This is a genomic window from Streptomyces sp. BBFR102 (assembly GCF_051397025.1).
In the GTDB taxonomy this organism is placed as follows: domain Bacteria; phylum Actinomycetota; class Actinomycetes; order Streptomycetales; family Streptomycetaceae; genus Streptomyces.
On the sequence record NZ_CP195757.1, the window covers coordinates 4,455,685 to 4,472,794 of the forward strand.

16 protein-coding genes and 2 riboswitches are annotated in these 17,110 nt (G+C 70.8%); of the genes, 12 read left to right on the top strand and 4 right to left on the bottom strand.

Annotated elements, in window-relative coordinates; translation table 11 throughout:
* The first annotated feature begins 10 nt into the window (after positions 1-10).
* From ACSLIC_RS19865 to ACSLIC_RS19895, 7 genes are all read left to right on the top strand, one after another.
* The gene (locus ACSLIC_RS19865; RefSeq protein ID WP_436739064.1) at positions 11-241 is read left to right on the top strand and encodes an acyl carrier protein; all 231 of its coding nucleotides are present in this window, start codon (positions 11-13) and stop codon (positions 239-241) included.
* Positions 242-357: 116 nt separating this feature from the next.
* Positions 358-1,158 carry a phytanoyl-CoA dioxygenase family protein gene (locus ACSLIC_RS19870; protein WP_436739065.1) on the top strand — a complete coding sequence of 267 codons (801 nt, stop codon included), beginning with the start codon at positions 358-360 and terminating at the stop codon, positions 1,156-1,158.
* Positions 1,155-2,672, top strand: a complete 1,518-nt coding sequence (locus ACSLIC_RS19875) for an AMP-binding protein (RefSeq protein ID WP_436739066.1) — start codon at positions 1,155-1,157, stop codon at positions 2,670-2,672. The genes ACSLIC_RS19870 and ACSLIC_RS19875 overlap by 4 nt, the downstream gene beginning before the upstream one ends.
* A 355-nt stretch (positions 2,673-3,027) precedes the next feature.
* A complete protein-coding gene (locus ACSLIC_RS19880) occupies positions 3,028-3,195 on the top strand; it encodes a hypothetical protein (RefSeq protein ID WP_436739067.1) in 168 nt (55 codons plus the stop codon).
* Between the two features lie 240 nt (positions 3,196-3,435).
* Positions 3,436-3,750, top strand: coding sequence for an acyl carrier protein (locus tag ACSLIC_RS19885; protein WP_436739068.1), 315 nt, complete (start codon positions 3,436-3,438; stop codon positions 3,748-3,750).
* Complete coding sequence (locus ACSLIC_RS19890; RefSeq protein ID WP_436739069.1) at positions 3,747-4,997, top strand: cytochrome P450; 1,251 nt, start codon at positions 3,747-3,749, stop codon at positions 4,995-4,997. The genes ACSLIC_RS19885 and ACSLIC_RS19890 overlap by 4 nt, the downstream gene beginning before the upstream one ends.
* Positions 4,994-5,743: a thioesterase II family protein gene (locus ACSLIC_RS19895; RefSeq protein ID WP_436739070.1), complete on the top strand. Its 750-nt coding sequence runs from the start codon at positions 4,994-4,996 to the stop codon at positions 5,741-5,743. Before ACSLIC_RS19890 ends, ACSLIC_RS19895 begins: the two co-directional genes overlap by 4 nt.
* Before the next feature lie 298 nt (positions 5,744-6,041).
* Here ACSLIC_RS19895 and ACSLIC_RS19900 read toward each other — a convergent pair whose 3' ends face one another.
* From ACSLIC_RS19900 to gcvT, 4 genes are all read right to left on the bottom strand, one after another.
* Positions 6,042-7,424, bottom strand: coding sequence for an L-serine ammonia-lyase (locus ACSLIC_RS19900; protein ID WP_436739071.1), 1,383 nt, complete (start codon positions 7,422-7,424; stop codon positions 6,042-6,044).
* A gap of 163 nt (positions 7,425-7,587) precedes the next feature.
* The gene (gene glyA, locus ACSLIC_RS19905) at positions 7,588-8,859 is read right to left on the bottom strand and encodes a serine hydroxymethyltransferase (RefSeq protein WP_436739072.1); all 1,272 of its coding nucleotides are present in this window, start codon (positions 8,857-8,859) and stop codon (positions 7,588-7,590) included.
* A 19-nt stretch (positions 8,860-8,878) separates the two neighbouring features.
* The gene (gene gcvH / locus ACSLIC_RS19910) at positions 8,879-9,256 is read right to left on the bottom strand and encodes a glycine cleavage system protein GcvH (RefSeq protein WP_436739073.1); all 378 of its coding nucleotides are present in this window, start codon (positions 9,254-9,256) and stop codon (positions 8,879-8,881) included.
* 130 nt (positions 9,257-9,386) lie between these two features.
* Positions 9,387-10,511 (bottom strand): glycine cleavage system aminomethyltransferase GcvT, encoded by a 1,125-nt coding sequence (gcvT, locus tag ACSLIC_RS19915; protein ID WP_436739074.1) that lies wholly within the window; start codon positions 10,509-10,511, stop codon positions 9,387-9,389.
* A 39-nt stretch (positions 10,512-10,550) separates the two neighbouring features.
* Positions 10,551-10,670: riboswitch (glycine riboswitch) on the bottom strand.
* A riboswitch (glycine riboswitch) is annotated at positions 10,671-10,775 on the bottom strand.
* A gap of 235 nt (positions 10,776-11,010) precedes the next feature.
* Here gcvT and ACSLIC_RS19920 point away from each other — a divergent pair.
* From ACSLIC_RS19920 to ACSLIC_RS19940, 5 genes are all read left to right on the top strand, one after another.
* Positions 11,011-11,736 carry an AAA family ATPase gene (locus ACSLIC_RS19920; RefSeq protein ID WP_436740424.1) on the top strand — a complete coding sequence of 242 codons (726 nt, stop codon included), beginning with the start codon at positions 11,011-11,013 and terminating at the stop codon, positions 11,734-11,736.
* 81 nt (positions 11,737-11,817) lie between these two features.
* The gene (locus ACSLIC_RS19925) at positions 11,818-12,585 is read left to right on the top strand and encodes an enhanced serine sensitivity protein SseB (RefSeq protein ID WP_436739075.1); all 768 of its coding nucleotides are present in this window, start codon (positions 11,818-11,820) and stop codon (positions 12,583-12,585) included.
* A gap of 154 nt (positions 12,586-12,739) precedes the next feature.
* Positions 12,740-13,522: an enhanced serine sensitivity protein SseB C-terminal domain-containing protein gene (locus tag ACSLIC_RS19930; RefSeq protein WP_436739076.1), complete on the top strand. Its 783-nt coding sequence runs from the start codon at positions 12,740-12,742 to the stop codon at positions 13,520-13,522.
* Between the two features lie 693 nt (positions 13,523-14,215).
* Positions 14,216-15,892 (top strand): ABC transporter substrate-binding protein, encoded by a 1,677-nt coding sequence (locus tag ACSLIC_RS19935; RefSeq protein WP_436739077.1) that lies wholly within the window; start codon positions 14,216-14,218, stop codon positions 15,890-15,892.
* 213 nt (positions 15,893-16,105) lie between these two features.
* On the top strand, positions 16,106-17,110 hold the full coding sequence (locus tag ACSLIC_RS19940) for an ABC transporter permease (RefSeq protein WP_436739078.1): 1,005 nt from the start codon (positions 16,106-16,108) through the stop codon (positions 17,108-17,110).

A 17,110-nucleotide genomic window follows, 5' to 3' on the forward strand; every position in this document is an offset into this window, starting at 1 on the left:
GAGGATCGCGATGACCGCCGACCGCGTTCGCGGCATCTGGTGCCGGGAACTCCAGCGCGACGACATCACGTCGGACGAAGACTTCTTCGCTCTGGGCGGCGATTCCCTGGTCATGGTCAGGATCCAGGGCGCATTCATCGAGGAACTGGGCGCCGAGGTCCCCATGGACCAGCTGTTCCTCCATCCGACGGTGGGGTCGATCGCCGCCTACATCGACTCCCGGGCCGCCCTCGCCCCGTAGCACCGCCGCAGACGACCGCCGAGAAGGTTCTGTCCGGACAGGACCCCTTCTTCTCGAACAGGCCTGCGTAACCATCTGCGTCATCCCGGAGAATCAAGGAGAAAGGTCATCGCGTCATGCTCACCGAAAGCCAGATAACCGAATACCGGTCCGAAGGATTCCTGCTCCTCGAAGACGTCTTCGGCGCCGGCGACATCGCCGCTCTGCGACGTGAGGTGACCGATCTCTACGGGACCGAACACCCCGGGCGGATCTTCGAGGAGGACGGGACCACGGTGCGGGGCATCCACGGCTGCCACACCACGGGCGCACTGTTCTCCAGACTGGTGCGGCTGCCCGAGCTGCTGACCTCCGCGGAGCAGCTGCTGGACAGCAAGGTGCATGTGTTCCAGTGCAAGGTCAACGCCAAGAAGGCGCTTCGCGGAGAAGTGTGGCAATGGCACCAGGACTACAGCGTCTGGGGGCCCAAGGACGGCATGCCGGAGCCGCGGGCGGTCAACGTCGCGCTGCTGCTGGATGACGCGACCGAGCACAACGGCCCGCTGCTGGTCGTTCCCGGTTCCCATCGAAACGGCGCGATAGCCCCGTGGAGTCCCGAGCCCGAAGGTACGTCTCCGTGGGAGGACGACCTCTCGGCGAAGCTGCGGTTCGCGCTGGACCCCGGACGCATGGCCAAGGCGACCGCGGAGTCGGAGATCCGGTCCGTCGTCGGCCGCGCCGGGAGTCTGCTGTTCTTCCACCCCTGCATCGCGCACGGCTCCGGTGCGAACATGGCGCCCACGGACCGGACCATGGCATTCGTCAGCTACAACAGCGTCGACAACGCGTTGCGCGAAGTACCCCGCCCGCGCCCGGAGTTCGTCGCGTCGCGTGACTACCGGCCACTGGAGCCCGTGGACGGGGGGCTGATCGCATGAGCGACCTCGATGCCTCACTGATCCGGATGCTGATCGACTCCATCACCCGCCACCGGGACGCGGTCGCGGTCATCGACAACGGCGTCGCCCACACCTACGCCGAACTCGACGAGGTGTCGGCTGAGATCGCCGGCGGCCTCGCCGCACACGGCATCGGCCCCGGTGACGTCGTCGACGTGCACGCGACACGTTCGTGGTCCCGTTGCGCGGCGGTGCTGGGTGTGTGGCGCGTCGGAGCCGGCGTCCTGTCCATCGACCCGGCCATGCCCCCCGCCTGGACCGGCAAGCTGGTGAGCGGCGCCGGCTGCGCCATGGTCCTTCGGGCCGAGGAGTGCGCACCGGTCGGGGCGGGTGTCCCGGAGCACACCTTCCAGTCGATCCGGGGAACGCGACGGGACGAGGTCGCGACCGGGCCGCTCTGCTATGTCATCCCCACCTCCGGTTCGACAGGCGAACCCAAGGCCGTCGCGGTGCCGCCGGTCGTACTCGCGGACCTGGGCGACTGGCATGTCCGGCGGTGGAGCCACGACCGGCCGCCGAACACCCTGCACATGTCGTCGATCGGGTTCGACATGGTGTACGAGGACACGGTGGCGACCTGGCTGGCCGGGGCGAGCCTGATCGTGGTGAACGATCAGGACAGGCTTGATCCCTTCACGCTGATCGACATCATTCGCGAACACGGTGTCGCCCGGCTCTTCCAGCCCGTGGTCGGGCTGCACGGACTGGCCGCCGCCGCGTGTGTCGCCGGGGTGGGGACCCCGAGTCTGCGGGAGATCTCGGTGGCCGGTGAACAGCTGGTGATCAACGAGGAGGTGCGGAGGTTCTGCGCCGACGGCGACCTGACGCTGGTGAACCAGTACGGGCCGAGCGAGACGCACGTGGTCACTCAGTACCGCCTGACGGGCGACGTCACCGAGTGGCCCGACCGGCCTCCCATCGGCAGCGCCGTCGTCGACGCGGAGCTGCTGTGCCTCGTGGACGGACGGCTGCGCCCGTTCACGGCCGGTGAGACCCGGGAGCTGGTCATCGCGGGGAACTGCGTCGGGGTCGGGTACGCCGGTGACGACGTGCTCACCGCCAAGAAGTTCAGGGAGGTCGAACACCGGGACGGCCGCATGCGGCGCTGCTATTTCAGCGGAGACCTGGTCACGTTCGACGGCGCCGACTTCCACTTCGTCTCCCGGCTCGACGACCAGCTCAAGGTGAACGGCTACCGGGTCGAGCCGGGGGAGGTGGAGTCCGTGATCGGCCAGGTCGCCGGTGTCCGCCGGGCCGCGGTCGTCGGGGTCAAGGTCGCCGCGTCCACGCAGCTGGCGGCGTACTACACGCGGGCGTCCGGCGCGGAGGTCGATCGCGACGACCTGATCCGTTCGTGTACCTCCGGTCTGCCCCGGTTCATGGTCCCCCGGCACTTCGTCGAACTGGAGGAGCTCCCGTCGACGCGGAACGGGAAGATCGACCGGGCCGAACTCCGGGAGATGTTCCAGGAGCCTTCGGCGAGGCGGGGCTGAGACGTATCCGTCCGGGCTGTCGTGACCGGCGTCCGCCGACGGCTGAAGGCGGCTCCCGGCACTGAGAACGCGTTCGGGTACGGCTTCGGCCCACGCGCCGCCGGCACCCGCGGTGGCGGGGGGCCGGGCAGTCCTGGCGGGACGTATGGCCATCTTTGAGGCCCCGCGGCCGTTTCGTTCACCCCCCGCTTTGGTGTCAGGGCACTTGGTGAACGGCTTTGTCCGTGGATTCCGGAACAGGCCCCCGCCATCCTGGAACAGCGGGAAGGAAACCACCGGGCCATATCGGCCGGAACCTTTCCGGCACTCCGCACTCCGCACTCCGCACTCTGAATTCTGAATTCTGGGAGAAACGATGAAGTCTGCCGGCGTTTTCCTGGCCACTGCTCTCCTCGCGCTGATGAGCGGCACCGTCGCGGGCGCCGCCACTGCCGCCGGCGAGACCGGCGGCACCGGAATCCTGGTGACGGCCTCCGCCGTGTCCGACGGTGACAGCGGCTGGGGTCGTTCCACGGGAAGGTGAGCAAGGGACCACCGGAAGCTGGCCGAAAGACAGTGACCGGTGAAGAGGGGTACTGCGAGCGCATGGCCCCGGACTTCTCCGGCAGGCCGACGTCCGCGCGGCCGGGGCGCCGAAGCCGGCGCCGCGATTTCGGCCGCTCGGTGACCCCGCGCGTCCCCTTTGCTGGTGACGCTCCATCACATCCGGATGCACAGGGCCGAACGGGAGCTCTCGTGCGGTGCAGGAAGGAAACACTTGACCATGGAATCGGCGCCGCGGGCGATCCACCCGCGAGGCGGACAGGACGAGACCGCACCACAGCATGACGCGCCGGCGGGCGGCCCGGTGCCGCTGGTGGACGAGATCGCTGCGCTCTGGGGGGAACTGCTCAACCGCCCCGAGGTCGGGCCGGAAGACGACTTCTTCGCCGTCGGCGGCAACTCGCTGACCGGCATCAAGGTCATCGAACGGGTGGCACGCGACTACGGCGTCCGGCTCTCCGTCCGCGACTTCTACCTGGCGCAGACCCCGGCCCGCGTCGCCGGGCTGATCGAGCGGGGGAGGTCCAGCACATGAGACTGACGCCGGGCCCTCCGCGCGACGTCGACCTCGACACCGTCGACCTCTTCAACCTCGACCTCTACGGCACGGGCGACCCGCACTCCGTCTGGGACGTGATGCGCGCCGAGGCACCCTTGCACCACCAGGTCCTGCCCGACGGACGCGAGTTCTGGTCGGTCACCCGCTACGAGGACGTGTGCCGCGTCCTGGGCGACCACCGCGAGTTCACCTCCGAACGCGGCACCGTGCCCACCCACCTGGGCCAGGACGACGTCGCCGCCGGTGTGCTGCTCACCTCCACCGACCCGCCCCGGCACACCGAGGTCCGCAGGCCGCTGGGCTCCAGGCTCACCGCCCGCGCGGTCAGGTCCTGGGAGGATTCCATCCGTCGGTCGGTGACCCGTTTCCTGGAGCCGGCTCTGGACGGCGAGGTGTTCGACCTGGCCGAGAAGGCCCTGCTCCTCCCGGCGATCGTCACCGGCCCGCTGCTGGGCATCCCCGAGAAGGACTGGGAGGAACTCGTCCGGCTCACCGCCATGGTGGCGGCCCCCTCGGACCCGCACTTCCAGCTCGGCAGCGAGGCCGCCACCCTGGCGATCTCCCACCACGAACTCGTCGGATACGTCACCGAGTGGGTCAAGGAGCGCCGCCGCTCCGGAGCCGAGGACGACAGCCTGCTCCATCACCTGATGAGCGTGCGGCCCGGAGGGGCGCCGCTGAGCGACCAGGAGATCGCCCTCGACGGCTACAGCATCCTGCTGGGTGCCAACGTGACGACCCCGCACACCGTCTCGGGCACGGTGCAGGCCCTCATCGAGCGGCCCGAACAGTACGGCAAGGCCCAGGCCGACCCGGACCTGATCCCCAACCTGGTCGAGGAGGGGCTGCGCTGGACCTCGGCCGCCTGCAACTTCATGCGCTACGCCACGGCCGACGTCCCCGTCGCGGGCGGCGTCATACCGGCCGGTGCGGCGGTCGTCGCGTGGATCGGCTCGGCCAACCGGGACGCCGCCCTGTTCGCCGCCCCGCACACCTTCGACATCACCCGCCCCAACGCCAAGCGGCAGATCGCCTTCGGATTCGGCCCGCACTTCTGCATCGGCGCCCCGCTGGCCCGCCTGACCCTGCGCGTCTTCTTCGAGGAACTCCTTCACCGGTTCGACTCCCTCGACCCGGCCGGCGAACCGGAGCACCTGCACTCCTACTTCATCGCCGGTATGACCCACCTGCCCATCACCGCCCAGAAACGGCACACTCCATGACGTCCGGACCCGACCCCGCCTCCCCGTGGTTCGTCCGGCCGCCTGCCGCCGGAGCGTCCGCCCGCCTCTTCTGCTTCCCCTTCGCCGGCTCCGGCGCCTCCGCGTTCGGCGCCTGGCCCGCCACGGCAGGCGGCGCCGAGATCTGCCCGGTGCAGTTCCCCGGCCGCGAGAACCGCCTCGCCCACCCCCACTACGCCAGTTACGAGAACCTCGCCGAGCAGCTCGTCGAGGCCCTCACTCCGCTGCTGGACACACCGTTCGCGTTCTTCGGGCACTGCGCGGGCGCCCTGCCCGCCTACGAGAGTGTGCTGAGACTGGCCGCCGCCGGCCTGCCCGTCCCCCAACGCCTCTTCGTGTCCGGTCAACCCGCCCCGCACGAGGCCGCCCGAGACCGGATGCTCACCCTGGGCGAGGACGAACTGCGCGCCGAACTCGTCACGTTCCTGCGCGGCCGGGGCATCCGTCCCCGCCCCGACATGATCGACATGGGCATGTCCGTGCTGCTCCGCGACCACGCTGCCGCCGGAGCCTACCGGCGCACCGAACCCGCCCGTATCGACTGCCCGATCACCGTCCTGCACTGGAGCGAGGACACCGATGTGAGTCTGGCGGACCTCCAGGGCTGGCGCCGCTACGCCGACTCGGTCGAGATCAGGGTCGTCGAGGGCGGCCACTACGACTTCATGGACGCGCCCGCCCGGCTCCTCACGTCCCTCGCCGCCGGTCGGTGGGCTGGTCTTTCGTGACGACCGGTCCGCCCGAGCGGCGATGCCCGTGTCAGCGATCCGCGCCGGAACGCGCGGCATGGGCGACTTCAGCACAGGTACGCCGGGCGTGCCCGCCCGGCCCCGTCCGCTTCCGACGACGCTCCGACCACGTCTCGGATCGCTCGAACTGGTATGCGGCCTCACTCCTGGGACCGCCCGGCGGCCATTCCAGGCCTTGGCTGCCGCAGCCCGGAGACCCCAGGGGCTTGCGCCGTGTGGCCGGAGAAGGCCCTGACAGCGCTGAAAGATACGAACGCACTGGTCAGGGCCTGTTCCCCTAGCACTCGATGATGTTCACCGCCAGCCCGCCCCGGGCCGTCTCCTTGTACTTGACGGACATGTCGGCGCCGGTCTCCTTCATGGTCTTGATGACCTTGTCCAGGGAGACCTTGTGGGAGCCGTCGCCGCGCAGGGCCATGCGGGCGGCGGTGACGGCCTTGACCGCGGCCATGCCGTTCCGCTCGATGCAGGGGATCTGGACCAGGCCGCCGACCGGGTCGCAGGTCAGGCCGAGGTTGTGCTCCATGCCGATCTCGGCGGCGTTCTCCACCTGCTCGGGCGTGCCGCCGAGGACCTCGGCCAGTGCGCCGGCCGCCATCGAGCAGGCGGAGCCGACCTCGCCCTGGCAGCCGACCTCGGCGCCGGAGATCGAGGCGTTCTCCTTGAAGAGCATGCCGATGGCGCCGGCCGCGAGCAGGAAGCGCACCACGGCGTCCTCCTTCTCGGCCTCGCTGGCGGAACCGGCGGCGAAGTTCACGTAGTAGTGCAGGACGGCGGGGATGATCCCGGCGGCGCCGTTGGTCGGGGCGGTCACCACGCGGCCGCCCGCCGCGTTCTCCTCGTTGACGGCCATCGCGTAGAGGGTGATCCACTCCATGGCCAGCGCCGCCGGGTCGCCCTCGGCGCGCAGCTGGCGGGCGGTGTGGGCGGCGCGGCGGCGGACCTTCAGGCCCCCGGGCAGCAGCCCCTCGCGGGTCATGCCCCGGCTGACGCAGGCTCGCATGACCTCCCAGATCTCCAGCAGCCCGGCACGGATCTGGGCCTCGGAGCGCCACGCCTTCTCGTTCTCCAGCATCAGCGCGGAGATCGACAGGCCGGTGTCGCCGGCCAGCCGCAGCAGCTCGTCGCCGGTGCGGAAGGGGTGGGTCAGCACGGTGTCGTCCAGCTTGATGCGGTCCTCGCCGACCGCGTCCTCGTCCACCACGAAGCCGCCGCCGACCGAGTAGTACGTCTTCTCCAGCAGCGTCGCACCGGTGTGGTCGAAGGCCCACAGGGTCATGCCGTTGGCGTGGTACGGCAGGGCGCGGCGCCGGTGCAGGACCAGTTCCTCGTCGGCGTCGAAGGTGATCTCGTGGACGCCCAGCACGTTCAGGCGGCCGGTGGCGCGGATCTGGGCGATCCGGTCGTCGGCCCGCTCCACGTCGACCGTGCGGGGAGACTCGCCCTCCAGGCCGAGCAGGACGGCCTTGGGCGTGCCGTGGCCGTGCCCGGTGGCCCCGAGCGAGCCGAACAGCTCGGCACGGAGCGAGGTGGTGTGGACGAGCAGGCCCTCGTTCTTGAGGCGGCGGGCGAACATCCGCGCGGCCCGCATCGGGCCGACCGTGTGCGAGCTGGACGGGCCGATGCCGACCGAGAACAGGTCGAAGACCGAGATGGCCACAGGAACTCCTAGCGGGGGGCGGACGGCGCTGTCCGCCGAAGGGGAGGGGGCACGGGGCTGCGGGACCCCGGGCGCGACGGAGGGTGCGGGCCGGCGAAAGCGGACCCACACCCTCCAGTGTGCGCGGTGCGACGCCGCCGGGGGGTGCCCGGCGGCGTCCGGGCTACTTCAGCCCGGTGTACAGCGGGTGCTTCTCGGCGAGGGCGGTGACCCGCGCCTTCAGCGCCTCGGCCTCGTAACTGGGCTTGAGGGCCTCGGCGATGATGTCGGCGACCTCGGCGAAGTCCTCGGCCTGGAAGCCGCGGGTGGCCAGTGCCGGCGTGCCGATGCGCAGGCCCGAGGTGACCATCGGGGGCCGCGGGTCGTTCGGGACGGCGTTGCGGTTGACGGTGATGCCGACCTCGTGGAGGCGGTCCTCCGCCTGCTGGCCGTCCAGCTCGCTCCCGCGCAGGTCGACCAGGACCAGGTGGACGTCGGTGCCGCCGGAGAGGACCGAGACGCCGTGGTCGGTGACGTCGGGCTGGACCAGGCGCTCGGCGAGGATGCGGGCACCCTCGACGGTGCGCCGCTGGCGCTCCGTGAACTCCTCGGAGGCCGCGACCTTGAACGCGACCGCCTTGGCGGCCACCACGTGCTCCAGCGGACCGCCCTGCTGGCCGGGGAAGACCGCGGAGTTGATCTTCTTGGCCAGCTCGGCGGTGGAGAGGATGACGCCGCCGCGGGGGCCGCCGAGCGTCTTGTGCGTGGTGGTGGTGACGACGTGCGCGTGCGGCACCGGCGAGGGGTGCAGCCCGGCCGCGACCAGACCGGCGAAGTGCGCCATGTCCACCATCAGGTACGCGCCGACCTCGTCCGCGATCCGGCGGAAGGCGGCGAAGTCCAGCTGGCGCGGGTAGGCCGACCAGCCGGCCACGATCAGCTTCGGGCGGGACTCCTTGGCGAGCCGCTCGACCTCGGCCATGTCGACCTGGCCGCTCTCGGAGTCGACGTGGTAGGCGACCACGTTGTAGAGCTTGCCGGAGAAGTTGATCTTCATGCCGTGGGTCAGGTGGCCGCCGTGGGCCAGGTCCAGGCCCATGATCGTGTCGCCCGGCTTCAGCAGCGCGAACATCGCGGCGGCGTTGGCCTGCGCACCGGAGTGCGGCTGGACGTTGGCCGCCTCGGCGCCGAACAGCTCCTTGACGCGGTCGATCGCGATCTTCTCGATCACGTCGACGTGCTCACAGCCGCCGTAGTAGCGGCGGCCCGGGTAGCCCTCGGCGTACTTGTTGGTGAGGACGGAGCCCTGCGCCTCCATGACGGCGACCGGAGCGAAGTTCTCCGAGGCGATCATCTCGAGGGTGGACTGCTGACGGAGCAGCTCGGCGTCGACGGCGGCGGCGACGTCCGGGTCGAGCTCGTGGAGGGGGGTGTTCAGAAGCGACTTCGAAGACATCACAGTCCCTGGGGTGGTCTCAGTTGCCGGAGAACTCGGTGTACGCGTCGGCCGAGAGCAGATCGTCCGGCTCCTCGGTGACGCGCACCTTGAACAGCCAGCCGCCCTCGAAGGGGGCGGTGTTCACCAGCGACGGGTCGTTCACGACGTCCTCGTTGATCTCGGTGACCTCACCGGAGACGGGGGAGTACAGGTCGCTGACCGACTTGGTCGACTCCAGTTCGCCGCAGGTCTCGCCCGCGGTGACCGTGGAGCCGACGTCCGGGAGCTGGGCGTAGACGACGTCACCGAGCGCGCCTGCCGCGTACTCCGTGATGCCGATCGTCGACACGCCGTTCTCGGCGGCCGACAGCCACTCGTGCTCCTTGCTGTAGCGCAGCTGCTGGGGGTTGCTCATGGGGTGAATTCTCCTGTACGCGGGGGTGTGCTGGTGAACGGAGGGTCTCGCGATCCGGGACGGACCGGGTGCGTCGCGTCACGTTGGGGCCCGGCGCCCGGCCGGGGCCGCCTCGGACGCGGGACGCGCGCTACTTCCGGCGCTTGTAGAAGGGCAGCGCCACGACCTCGTACGGCTCGTGGCTGCCCCGGATGTCGACGCCGACGCCGGACGTGCCGGGTGCCGCGTGGGCCGCGTCGACGTACGCCATGGCGATGGGCTTGCCCAGGGTGGGGGAGGGGGCGCCCGAGGTGACCAGGCCGATCACCTGGCCGTCCGCGACCACCGGGTAGCCCGCGCGCGGCACGCGGCGGCCCTCTGCGACCAGGCCGACCAGGACGCGCGGCGGGTGTTCGGCGGCCCTCTCGGCCGCCTTCTCCAGGGCGGCGCGGCCCACGAAGTCGCCCTCCTTCTCGAACTTCACCACCCGGCCGAGCCCGGCGTCGAAGGGGGTGAGCGCCTGCGTCAGCTCGTGCCCGTACAGCGGCATGCCCGCCTCCAGGCGCAGCGTGTCGCGGCAGGAGAGCCCGCACGGCACCAGGCCCGCGTCGGCCCCGGCGGCGGTCAGCGCCTGCCAGAGGGCCACCGCGTCGCCGGGCGCCACGAACAGCTCGAAGCCGTCCTCACCGGTGTAGCCGGTGCGCGCGATCAGCGCCTCGACCCCGGCCACGGTGCCGGGCAGCCCCGCGTAGTACTTCAGCCCGTCCAGCTCCGCGTCGGTGACCGAGGCGAGGACGGCCTGGGAGGCCGGGCCCTGAACGGCGAGCAGCGCGTACGCGTCGCGGTCGTCGCGGACCTCGACGTCGAAGGAGCCCGCCCGCCCGGTCAGCGCGTCCAGCACGGCCTGGGCGTTGCCCGCGTTGGCGACGACCATGAACTCGGGGGCCTCGACGGTACCGAGCCGGTAGACGATCAGGTCGTCGAGGATGCCGCCGTCCTCCTGGCAGATCATCGTGTAGCGGGCCCGGCCGGGGCCGATCGTGGCGATGTTGCCGACCAGGGCGTAGGCGAGGAAGCGGGTGGCGTCCGGGCCCAGCACGGTGATCTCGCCCATGTGGGAGAGGTCGAAGAGCCCGGCGCGGGTGCGCACCGCCTGGTGCTCGTCGCGCTCGCTGCCGTACCGCAGCGGCATGTCCCAGCCGGCGAAGTCGGTCATCGTGGCCCCGAGCGCACGGTGCGTGGCGTCGAGTGCGGTCGTACGGGGGGTCTGGCTCATATCCGGGCGCTCCCAGGGCATGACGGCGAGGGGGATCGATCCTCCCCATCTGTCATCGAAACCTGAGAGGTTCGCCGCGGCCACCCCGACGAGCGGCCGGGGCGGCCATGACTTGCACCTTGGGTGGGACCGACGGAACGGCCCGCTTTTCAGATGTGCCTCGCCCGCGCGGTACGGGGCCTGAGAGATTCAAGGGAGGGACTTGCTCCTTCGGCGTCCTGACCTGGGCTTCGAGGCCCAGCAGAACTCTCCCGCGCGGATTCAAGCGGCCGGTATGCAGTTCGCGCCCATCATTGCACGCACCCCGGCCCGGCAGCACCCCTCCCCGTGGGCGACGCGAGCGGCGGCTTCCGGCCAACCCCGGCCCGCCCGCACCACCCGGCGGAACCAACCGGCCCCGTCCGGCGTGACCGCCAGAGAACCGCCCGCGGCGGCGACGGGACCGGTAATCGGCTTGCGCCGCATTACCTTCTCTTTACACTCGGGGGAGATGACGCACGTGACCGCACGGGGGGAGCCGACCACGGTGCAGAGCAGCAGCGGCCGGGCGGTGTCCGCGCCGCCCCACACTCAAGGCGGGCCCACCCCGCCCGCCGTCGGCATGGCCCTGTCCGCCCTGCCCGCCCAGCCGGGTACCCGGCAGATTCCGGCCACCGTCCGTGACCTGCGGGGCCCCGGCGACCGCCCCGCCCCCGACACCCTCACCTTCGGCCAGGGCGACCTCGTCGTCGTCTCCGGCCTGCCCGGCAGCGGCAAGTCCACCCTGATCCGCCGCACCGTCCGCGCCGCCCGCGCCGACTCCCAGGACACCCGCGAGCAGTGGGAGGCCCGCCTCCCCGCCGCCCTGCCCTACGCCCTGTACCGCCCCCTCGCCCGCCTCGCCCACTACGCCGCCCTGCGCCGCCTGCTCCGCTCGGGCCGAAGCGTCGTGGTCCACGACTGCGGCACCCAGCGCTGGGTGCGCCACTGGCTCGCCCGGCAGGCCCGCCGCCGCGACCGCACCCTGCACCTGGTCCTCCTCGATGTCGATCCGGACACCGCCCTGGACGGCCAGCGGACCCGGGGCCGAGGGGTCAGCCGGTACGCCTTCCTGCGCCACCGCCGCGCCGTGGCCCGCCTCCTCGCCGCCCTCGACGCCGGCACCCCGCCACCGGGCTGCGGCTCCGCCGTCCTCCTCGACCGCGCCGCCGCCGACCGGCTGCGTACGCTCACCTTCCGTGCGTGAGCCGACTCCCGCTCCCCAACGGGCCCCGACGCGGGTAGGGTCGGGGCGCAGGCGAGGTATGTGTGATCAGGCGGTGAGCAGATGAGCGTCCCGGCCCAGGCCCCCCACGGGCTCTACGGCGGATGGCCCGGCAACGAACTGGAAGAGGCTCTGGCGGCGTCCCTCGGCGCCGAGTCGGCCGGCGGACGGCTGGTCGAGGTCCTCGGCCGCAGCAGTGTCTGGGTCCCGCTCCCCAACGGCGGCGGCCCCGAGAGCGGTTCCCTGGACCTGCCGACGCTGGACATCGACGGCGCCGCGTACGTCCCGGTGTTCAGCTCCGAGCAGCAGTTCCGCTCCTGCGTCGGCGGCCACCTGGCCTTCGCCGTCGCCCCCGCCACCGAGTTCGCCCGCGGCCTGCCCCCGCAGCTGGGCATCGCGGTCAACCCGGGCGGCACGGTGGGCGTCCCGCTGCCCCCGCTCGCCGTGGCCGAGCTGTGCCGCACCGGCCGCTCCCCGCTGGACGGGCCGGCCACCGGCGGCCGGGTGCGCACCTACGAGCCCGACTGGCAGGAGGACCCGGTGGACTTCCTCGGCGTCGCCGCCGGGGAGTTCGAGGAGTCCGGCGTGGTCGCCACCGCCCGCCGCTGCCTGGCCAGCGTCGAGGGCGAGGACCCGGTCCTGTTCATCGGCGTCGCGCTGAACCGCCGCGACGACGACGCGGCACAGCGCGCCATGGACGCCCTCGGCCGCGCCCTGGGCCGCACCCCGGTGCCCTGGCCGGTCAACCTCGTCCTGCTGGACGCCACCGACGACCTGGTGGCCCAGTGGATGGCGAACAAGCTGCGCCCCTTCTACCGGCGCGAGCCGTAGGCGGCCCGGCGCACCACGGCCCGACCCGTTCTGACCGACGGGCAGAGGGCCTAAGCTGTTTTCATGACCTGGCCGGTTCCGTGACACACGGAACCGGTCCCGGCGTGACGGGGGCAGGCCCCGGGGGACGAAGTGACGAAGGGGCGGTCAACAGGTGAGTGCGTCGGGCACGGCCGCGGCCGGGCAGGTCGAGCACATGCTGCGCCAGGTGGCCCCCGGGCGGTACGACGCCTACGAGGGGCTGCTGCACGCGCTCGCCGACCCCGGCGGGGAGGTCTGGATGCTGCTCTGGCACGGCCAGGCCGGCTCACCCGACGCCCAGTACGCCACCATGGAGGTCGACGGCCTCGGCTACGCGCCCTGCGTCACCTCCGCCCAGGAACTGGCGGCCAGCGGCTGGACCCGCGCCCACGAGGTGGTCTCCACCCATGAGGCCGCCGCCGGGCTCTACCAGGACCAGGTCGGCCTCTGGATCAACCCGCACGCCCCGGGCGGCGGTGTCGGCGTCCCCTGGGCGGACCTGCGCCGCCTCGCCGTCGGCCTCGACGCCCAGCCGCCGGGCCCGCTGCGGATCTCCGAGCCGGTCATCGAACTCCCGCAGTTCTACGCCCTGCTGGCGCAGAACGCGCACCGCACCCCCGCGCTCCGCTCGCTGCGCCGTGCCTGGGTCCAGCCCGCCCTCGGCGTGCCGTACCTGGCGATCGGCCTCGACGTGTACGACCCGGGCGCCCAGACCGTGGAGTCGGTGCGGGCGATGATGCGCCAGTCGGTCGGCGCGGTCCCCGACGGCCTCGCCGTCTCCACCGTCGCCATGTCCGACCCCTACGACCCGGTCGCCCTCTGGCTGCGCGCCCACGCCCGCCCCTTCTACGACCGCGACGCCCACGCGGCCCCGCCCGCCTCGGGGTACGGGTACCCGCAGCCGTACGGCCGCTGAGCCCGACCTGCGCGCTCAGGGCCGCCGGGCCGCCGCAGGCGGGCCCTCCATGCGGTGCGGCCGGCGATCCCGGCCGTCCTCGCCTGGTGCCGTCCACCCGGACGCCGGCGTGAGCCCGGCCCGCGCCCGCGCGTGAACCGCCCGGAATTCTGCCCATCATTCGCCAGGCGCCCCTTTTCGCGCCTTTCGCTCCCCTTTCACTCCCGCCCGCTCCCTTTCTGCTCCGGGCGCCCGCAATTCCGTCGGCACTTCCGTTGGCCAGAGGTTTGCGGGCCCTTCCGGTGGACACGAATGAGGCGAGCGGAATGAGGGCCCACCGACTTTCGCCGTCCAGCATTCGAGACAGTCCCCTTCCGTGCGTGCCCACCGGCGCGAGGGGACATAAGGGGGCTCGCCCGGCCAATGGGGCGAAGGGGTGCGGAGGTTCGGCTGACGGGGTGTGAAAGTCCGGTGTAGCGCAGCGTGTTCGTGCGGCAGCGAATGGTACGGAACCGCCGTCGCGGCGCCCCTGAAGGGGCGCTTCTGTCCGGTAAACGGCGCCGGAAGGAGTGATGTCCTGGATATGCGCGGTTTGTTGTCCGTCCGGGTCTCAGGTCGGTATCACCGCTATGCGGATCATTCTCCCCGGTGAGAGACGTGGGTAGTGTTCAGTCGGTCAAGACCTCTGTATGAATGCTGAACCGGGGTGGGCCCATGCGCATTTTCAAGTCCCGAGTCACTCGGGCGATCACGGTCGCGGCTGCGACCGCGCTGATCGTCACCGGGTGCTCCAGTGAGCGAGACACCACGGAAGGGAAGGGCAAGGACGGCGCCAAGGACACCTTCGTGTTCGCCGGCGCCGGCGACCCCGGCTCCCTCGACCCGGCGCTGGCCTCCGACGGTGAGACCTTCCGCGTCACCCGCCAGGCTTTCGAGGCCCTGCTGGAGCACGAGCCCGGCGGCTCGAAGCTCGTCGGCGGCCTCGCCGAGAAGTGGGACTCGAACGACGAAGGCACCGTCTGGACCTTCAACCTGCGCAAGGGTGTCAAGTTCCACGACGGCGAGAAGTTCAACGCCGAGGCGGTCTGCGCCAACTACGACCACTGGTTCAACTGGACGGGCGCGTACCAGAGCTCGGCCGTGTCGTACTACTGGCAGACCATCATGGGCGGCTTCGCCAAGAACGAGGACAAGGACGCCCCCAAGGCGAACTACAAGTCCTGCACGGCGAAGGACGAGAACACCGCCGTCATCGAGGTGAAGAAGCCCTCCGCCAACCTGCCCGGCGGCTTCTCGCTCCAGGCCCTCGCGATCCACTCGCCGAAGGCGCTGAAGGAGTACGCGAAGGAGGAGGCGTCCGCCAAGGACGACGCCATCACCTACCCCAAGTACAGCCAGGAGGCCGGCACGGTCGCCGGCACCGGCCCGTACAAGATCACGAAGTGGAACAAGGGCAACAAGGAAGTCGCCCTGGAGCGCTTCGACGACTACTGGGGCAAGAAGGCCGGGGTCAAGAACCTCGTCTTCCGCACCATCGACACCGAGGAAGGCCGCCGTTCGGCCCTCCAGGCCGGTGACATCGACGGCTACGACCTCGTGTCGCCCGCCGACGTGAAGACCCTGGAGAAGGCCGGCTTCCAGGTCCCGACCCGTGACGTCTTCAACATCTTCTACCTGGGCTTCACCCAGGAGAAGAACAAGGCGCTCAAGGACAAGGACGTCCGCGCCGCGATCGCCCACGCGATCGACAAGGACAACCTGGTCAAGACGCAGCTGCCCGAGGGCGGCGTCGCGGCCACGCAGTTCATCCCGGACACCGTCGAGGGCTACTCCGACAAGGTCACCAAGTACGCCTACGACCCGGCGAAGTCCAAGAGCCTGCTGAAGAAGGCCGGCGAGGAGAAGCTGAAGGTCGAGTTCTGCTACCCGACCGAGGTCAGCCGCCCGTACATGCCTTCCCCGGGTGACCTCTTCGAGCTGATGAAGGCCGACCTGGAGAAGGTCGGCATCACCGTCACCCCGAAGCCGATGAAGTGGGCCCCGGACTACGTCGACGCCACCGAGGCGGGCGGCTGCGAGCTGCACCTGTTCGGCTGGACCGGTGACTTCAACGACGCCTACAACTTCATCGGTACCTGGTTCGCCCAGTACGACAAGCAGTGGGGCTTCAAGGACAAGAAGGTCTTCGAGGCGATCGGGGAGGCCTCGAAGGAGGTCGACCACGCCAAGCGCGTCAAGCTCTACCAGCACGCCAACGAGGTCGTCATGGACCACCTGCCCGGCGTCCCGGTCTCCGCTTCCCCCCCGGCGATCGCCTTCGCCAAGGACGTGAACCCGCCGCTGGTCTCCCCGCTGACGCAGGAGAACTTCTCCGAGGTCACGTTCAAGTAAGCACCGCACCATGCGGCACCAGCGCCTCACGGTGCGTCAGGGTCCGTCCGGCCACGGCTCGTTCGCGGCCGGGCGGACCCGCCGCGTGCACGGTCGGGGGTGGCGCACGGTCACCACCGTGCGCCACCCCTCCCAAAACCCCCCACGCGCCCGGCCGCGACCCGGCCCGAACACGGGCGCACCACGAACTACGCAAGAAAGGGGCATCGCGGGGTGTTGCGTTTCGTCGTACGAAGACTGCTTCAACTCATACCCACCCTGCTCGGCCTGTCGGTTCTGCTCTTCATCTGGCTGAACCGGCTGCCCGGCGGACCCGCCTCGGCGATTCTCGGAGAGAAAGCGACCGAGGCCGAGGTAGCACGTATCAACCGGGCCCTGGGGCTCGACCAGCCGGTGTACGTGCAGTACGGCCGCTTCATCAAGCGGCTGATCGAGGGCGACCTCGGCACGTCCACCCAGACCGGCCAGCCGGTCCTGGACGAGTTCCTCCTGCGATTCCCCGCAACGGTCGAGCTGTCACTGATGGCCATCATCCTCGCGGTCGCCGTCGGCGTCCCGCTCGGCTACTTCGCCGCCAAGCGGCGCGGCGGCTGGCTCGACGTGGCCGCCGTCTCCAGCTCGCTGATCGGCATCTGCATCCCCGTCTTCTTCCTCGCCTTCATGCTGCGGACGGTCTTCTCGGTCAACCTCGGCTGGTTCCCCAGCTACGGGCGGCTGACCACCGGCATCGACGCCACGGAAGTGACCGGCCTGGCGGTCCTCGACGGATTGCTCACCGGTGAGTTCGACGCCACCTGGGACGCGCTCACCCACCTGATCCTGCCCGCCATCGCGCTGGCCTCGATCCCGGTGGCGGTCATCGTGCGGATGACCCGGGCCAGCGTCCTGGAGGTGCTCGGTGAGGACTACGTCCGCACCGCCGAGTCCAAGGGCCTGCGCAAGGGCGTCGTCCGCACCCGCCACGTCCTGCGCAACGCGCTGCTGCCCGTCATCACCTCGGTCGGCCTGCTCACCGGTTCCCTCCTGTCGGGCGCGGTGCTCACCGAGTCGGTCTTCACCTTCGGCGGCATCGGCTCCTTCATCCGGACCGCGATCGACGGCCGGGACTATCCGGTCCTCGTCGGCTTCATCATGTTCATCGCGATGGCGTACGTCCTGATCAACCTCCTGGTCGACCTCGCCTACAGCCTGATCGACCCGAGAGTGCGGGTGCACTGA

Coding starts and splice junctions, on each gene's coding strand:
- ACSLIC_RS19865 (WP_436739064.1), top strand. CDS start 11: ATGACCGCCGACCGCGTTCGCGGCATCTGGTGCCGGGAACTCCAGCGC.
- ACSLIC_RS19870 (WP_436739065.1), top strand. CDS start 358: ATGCTCACCGAAAGCCAGATAACCGAATACCGGTCCGAAGGATTCCTG.
- ACSLIC_RS19875 (WP_436739066.1), top strand. CDS start 1,155: ATGAGCGACCTCGATGCCTCACTGATCCGGATGCTGATCGACTCCATC.
- ACSLIC_RS19880 (WP_436739067.1), top strand. CDS start 3,028: ATGAAGTCTGCCGGCGTTTTCCTGGCCACTGCTCTCCTCGCGCTGATG.
- ACSLIC_RS19885 (WP_436739068.1), top strand. CDS start 3,436: ATGGAATCGGCGCCGCGGGCGATCCACCCGCGAGGCGGACAGGACGAG.
- ACSLIC_RS19890 (WP_436739069.1), top strand. CDS start 3,747: ATGAGACTGACGCCGGGCCCTCCGCGCGACGTCGACCTCGACACCGTC.
- ACSLIC_RS19895 (WP_436739070.1), top strand. CDS start 4,994: ATGACGTCCGGACCCGACCCCGCCTCCCCGTGGTTCGTCCGGCCGCCT.
- glyA (WP_436739072.1), bottom strand. CDS start 8,859: ATGTCTTCGAAGTCGCTTCTGAACACCCCCCTCCACGAGCTCGACCCG.
- gcvH (WP_436739073.1), bottom strand. CDS start 9,256: ATGAGCAACCCCCAGCAGCTGCGCTACAGCAAGGAGCACGAGTGGCTG.
- gcvT (WP_436739074.1), bottom strand. CDS start 10,511: ATGAGCCAGACCCCCCGTACGACCGCACTCGACGCCACGCACCGTGCG.
- ACSLIC_RS19925 (WP_436739075.1), top strand. CDS start 11,818: ATGAGCGTCCCGGCCCAGGCCCCCCACGGGCTCTACGGCGGATGGCCC.
- ACSLIC_RS19935 (WP_436739077.1), top strand. CDS start 14,216: ATGCGCATTTTCAAGTCCCGAGTCACTCGGGCGATCACGGTCGCGGCT.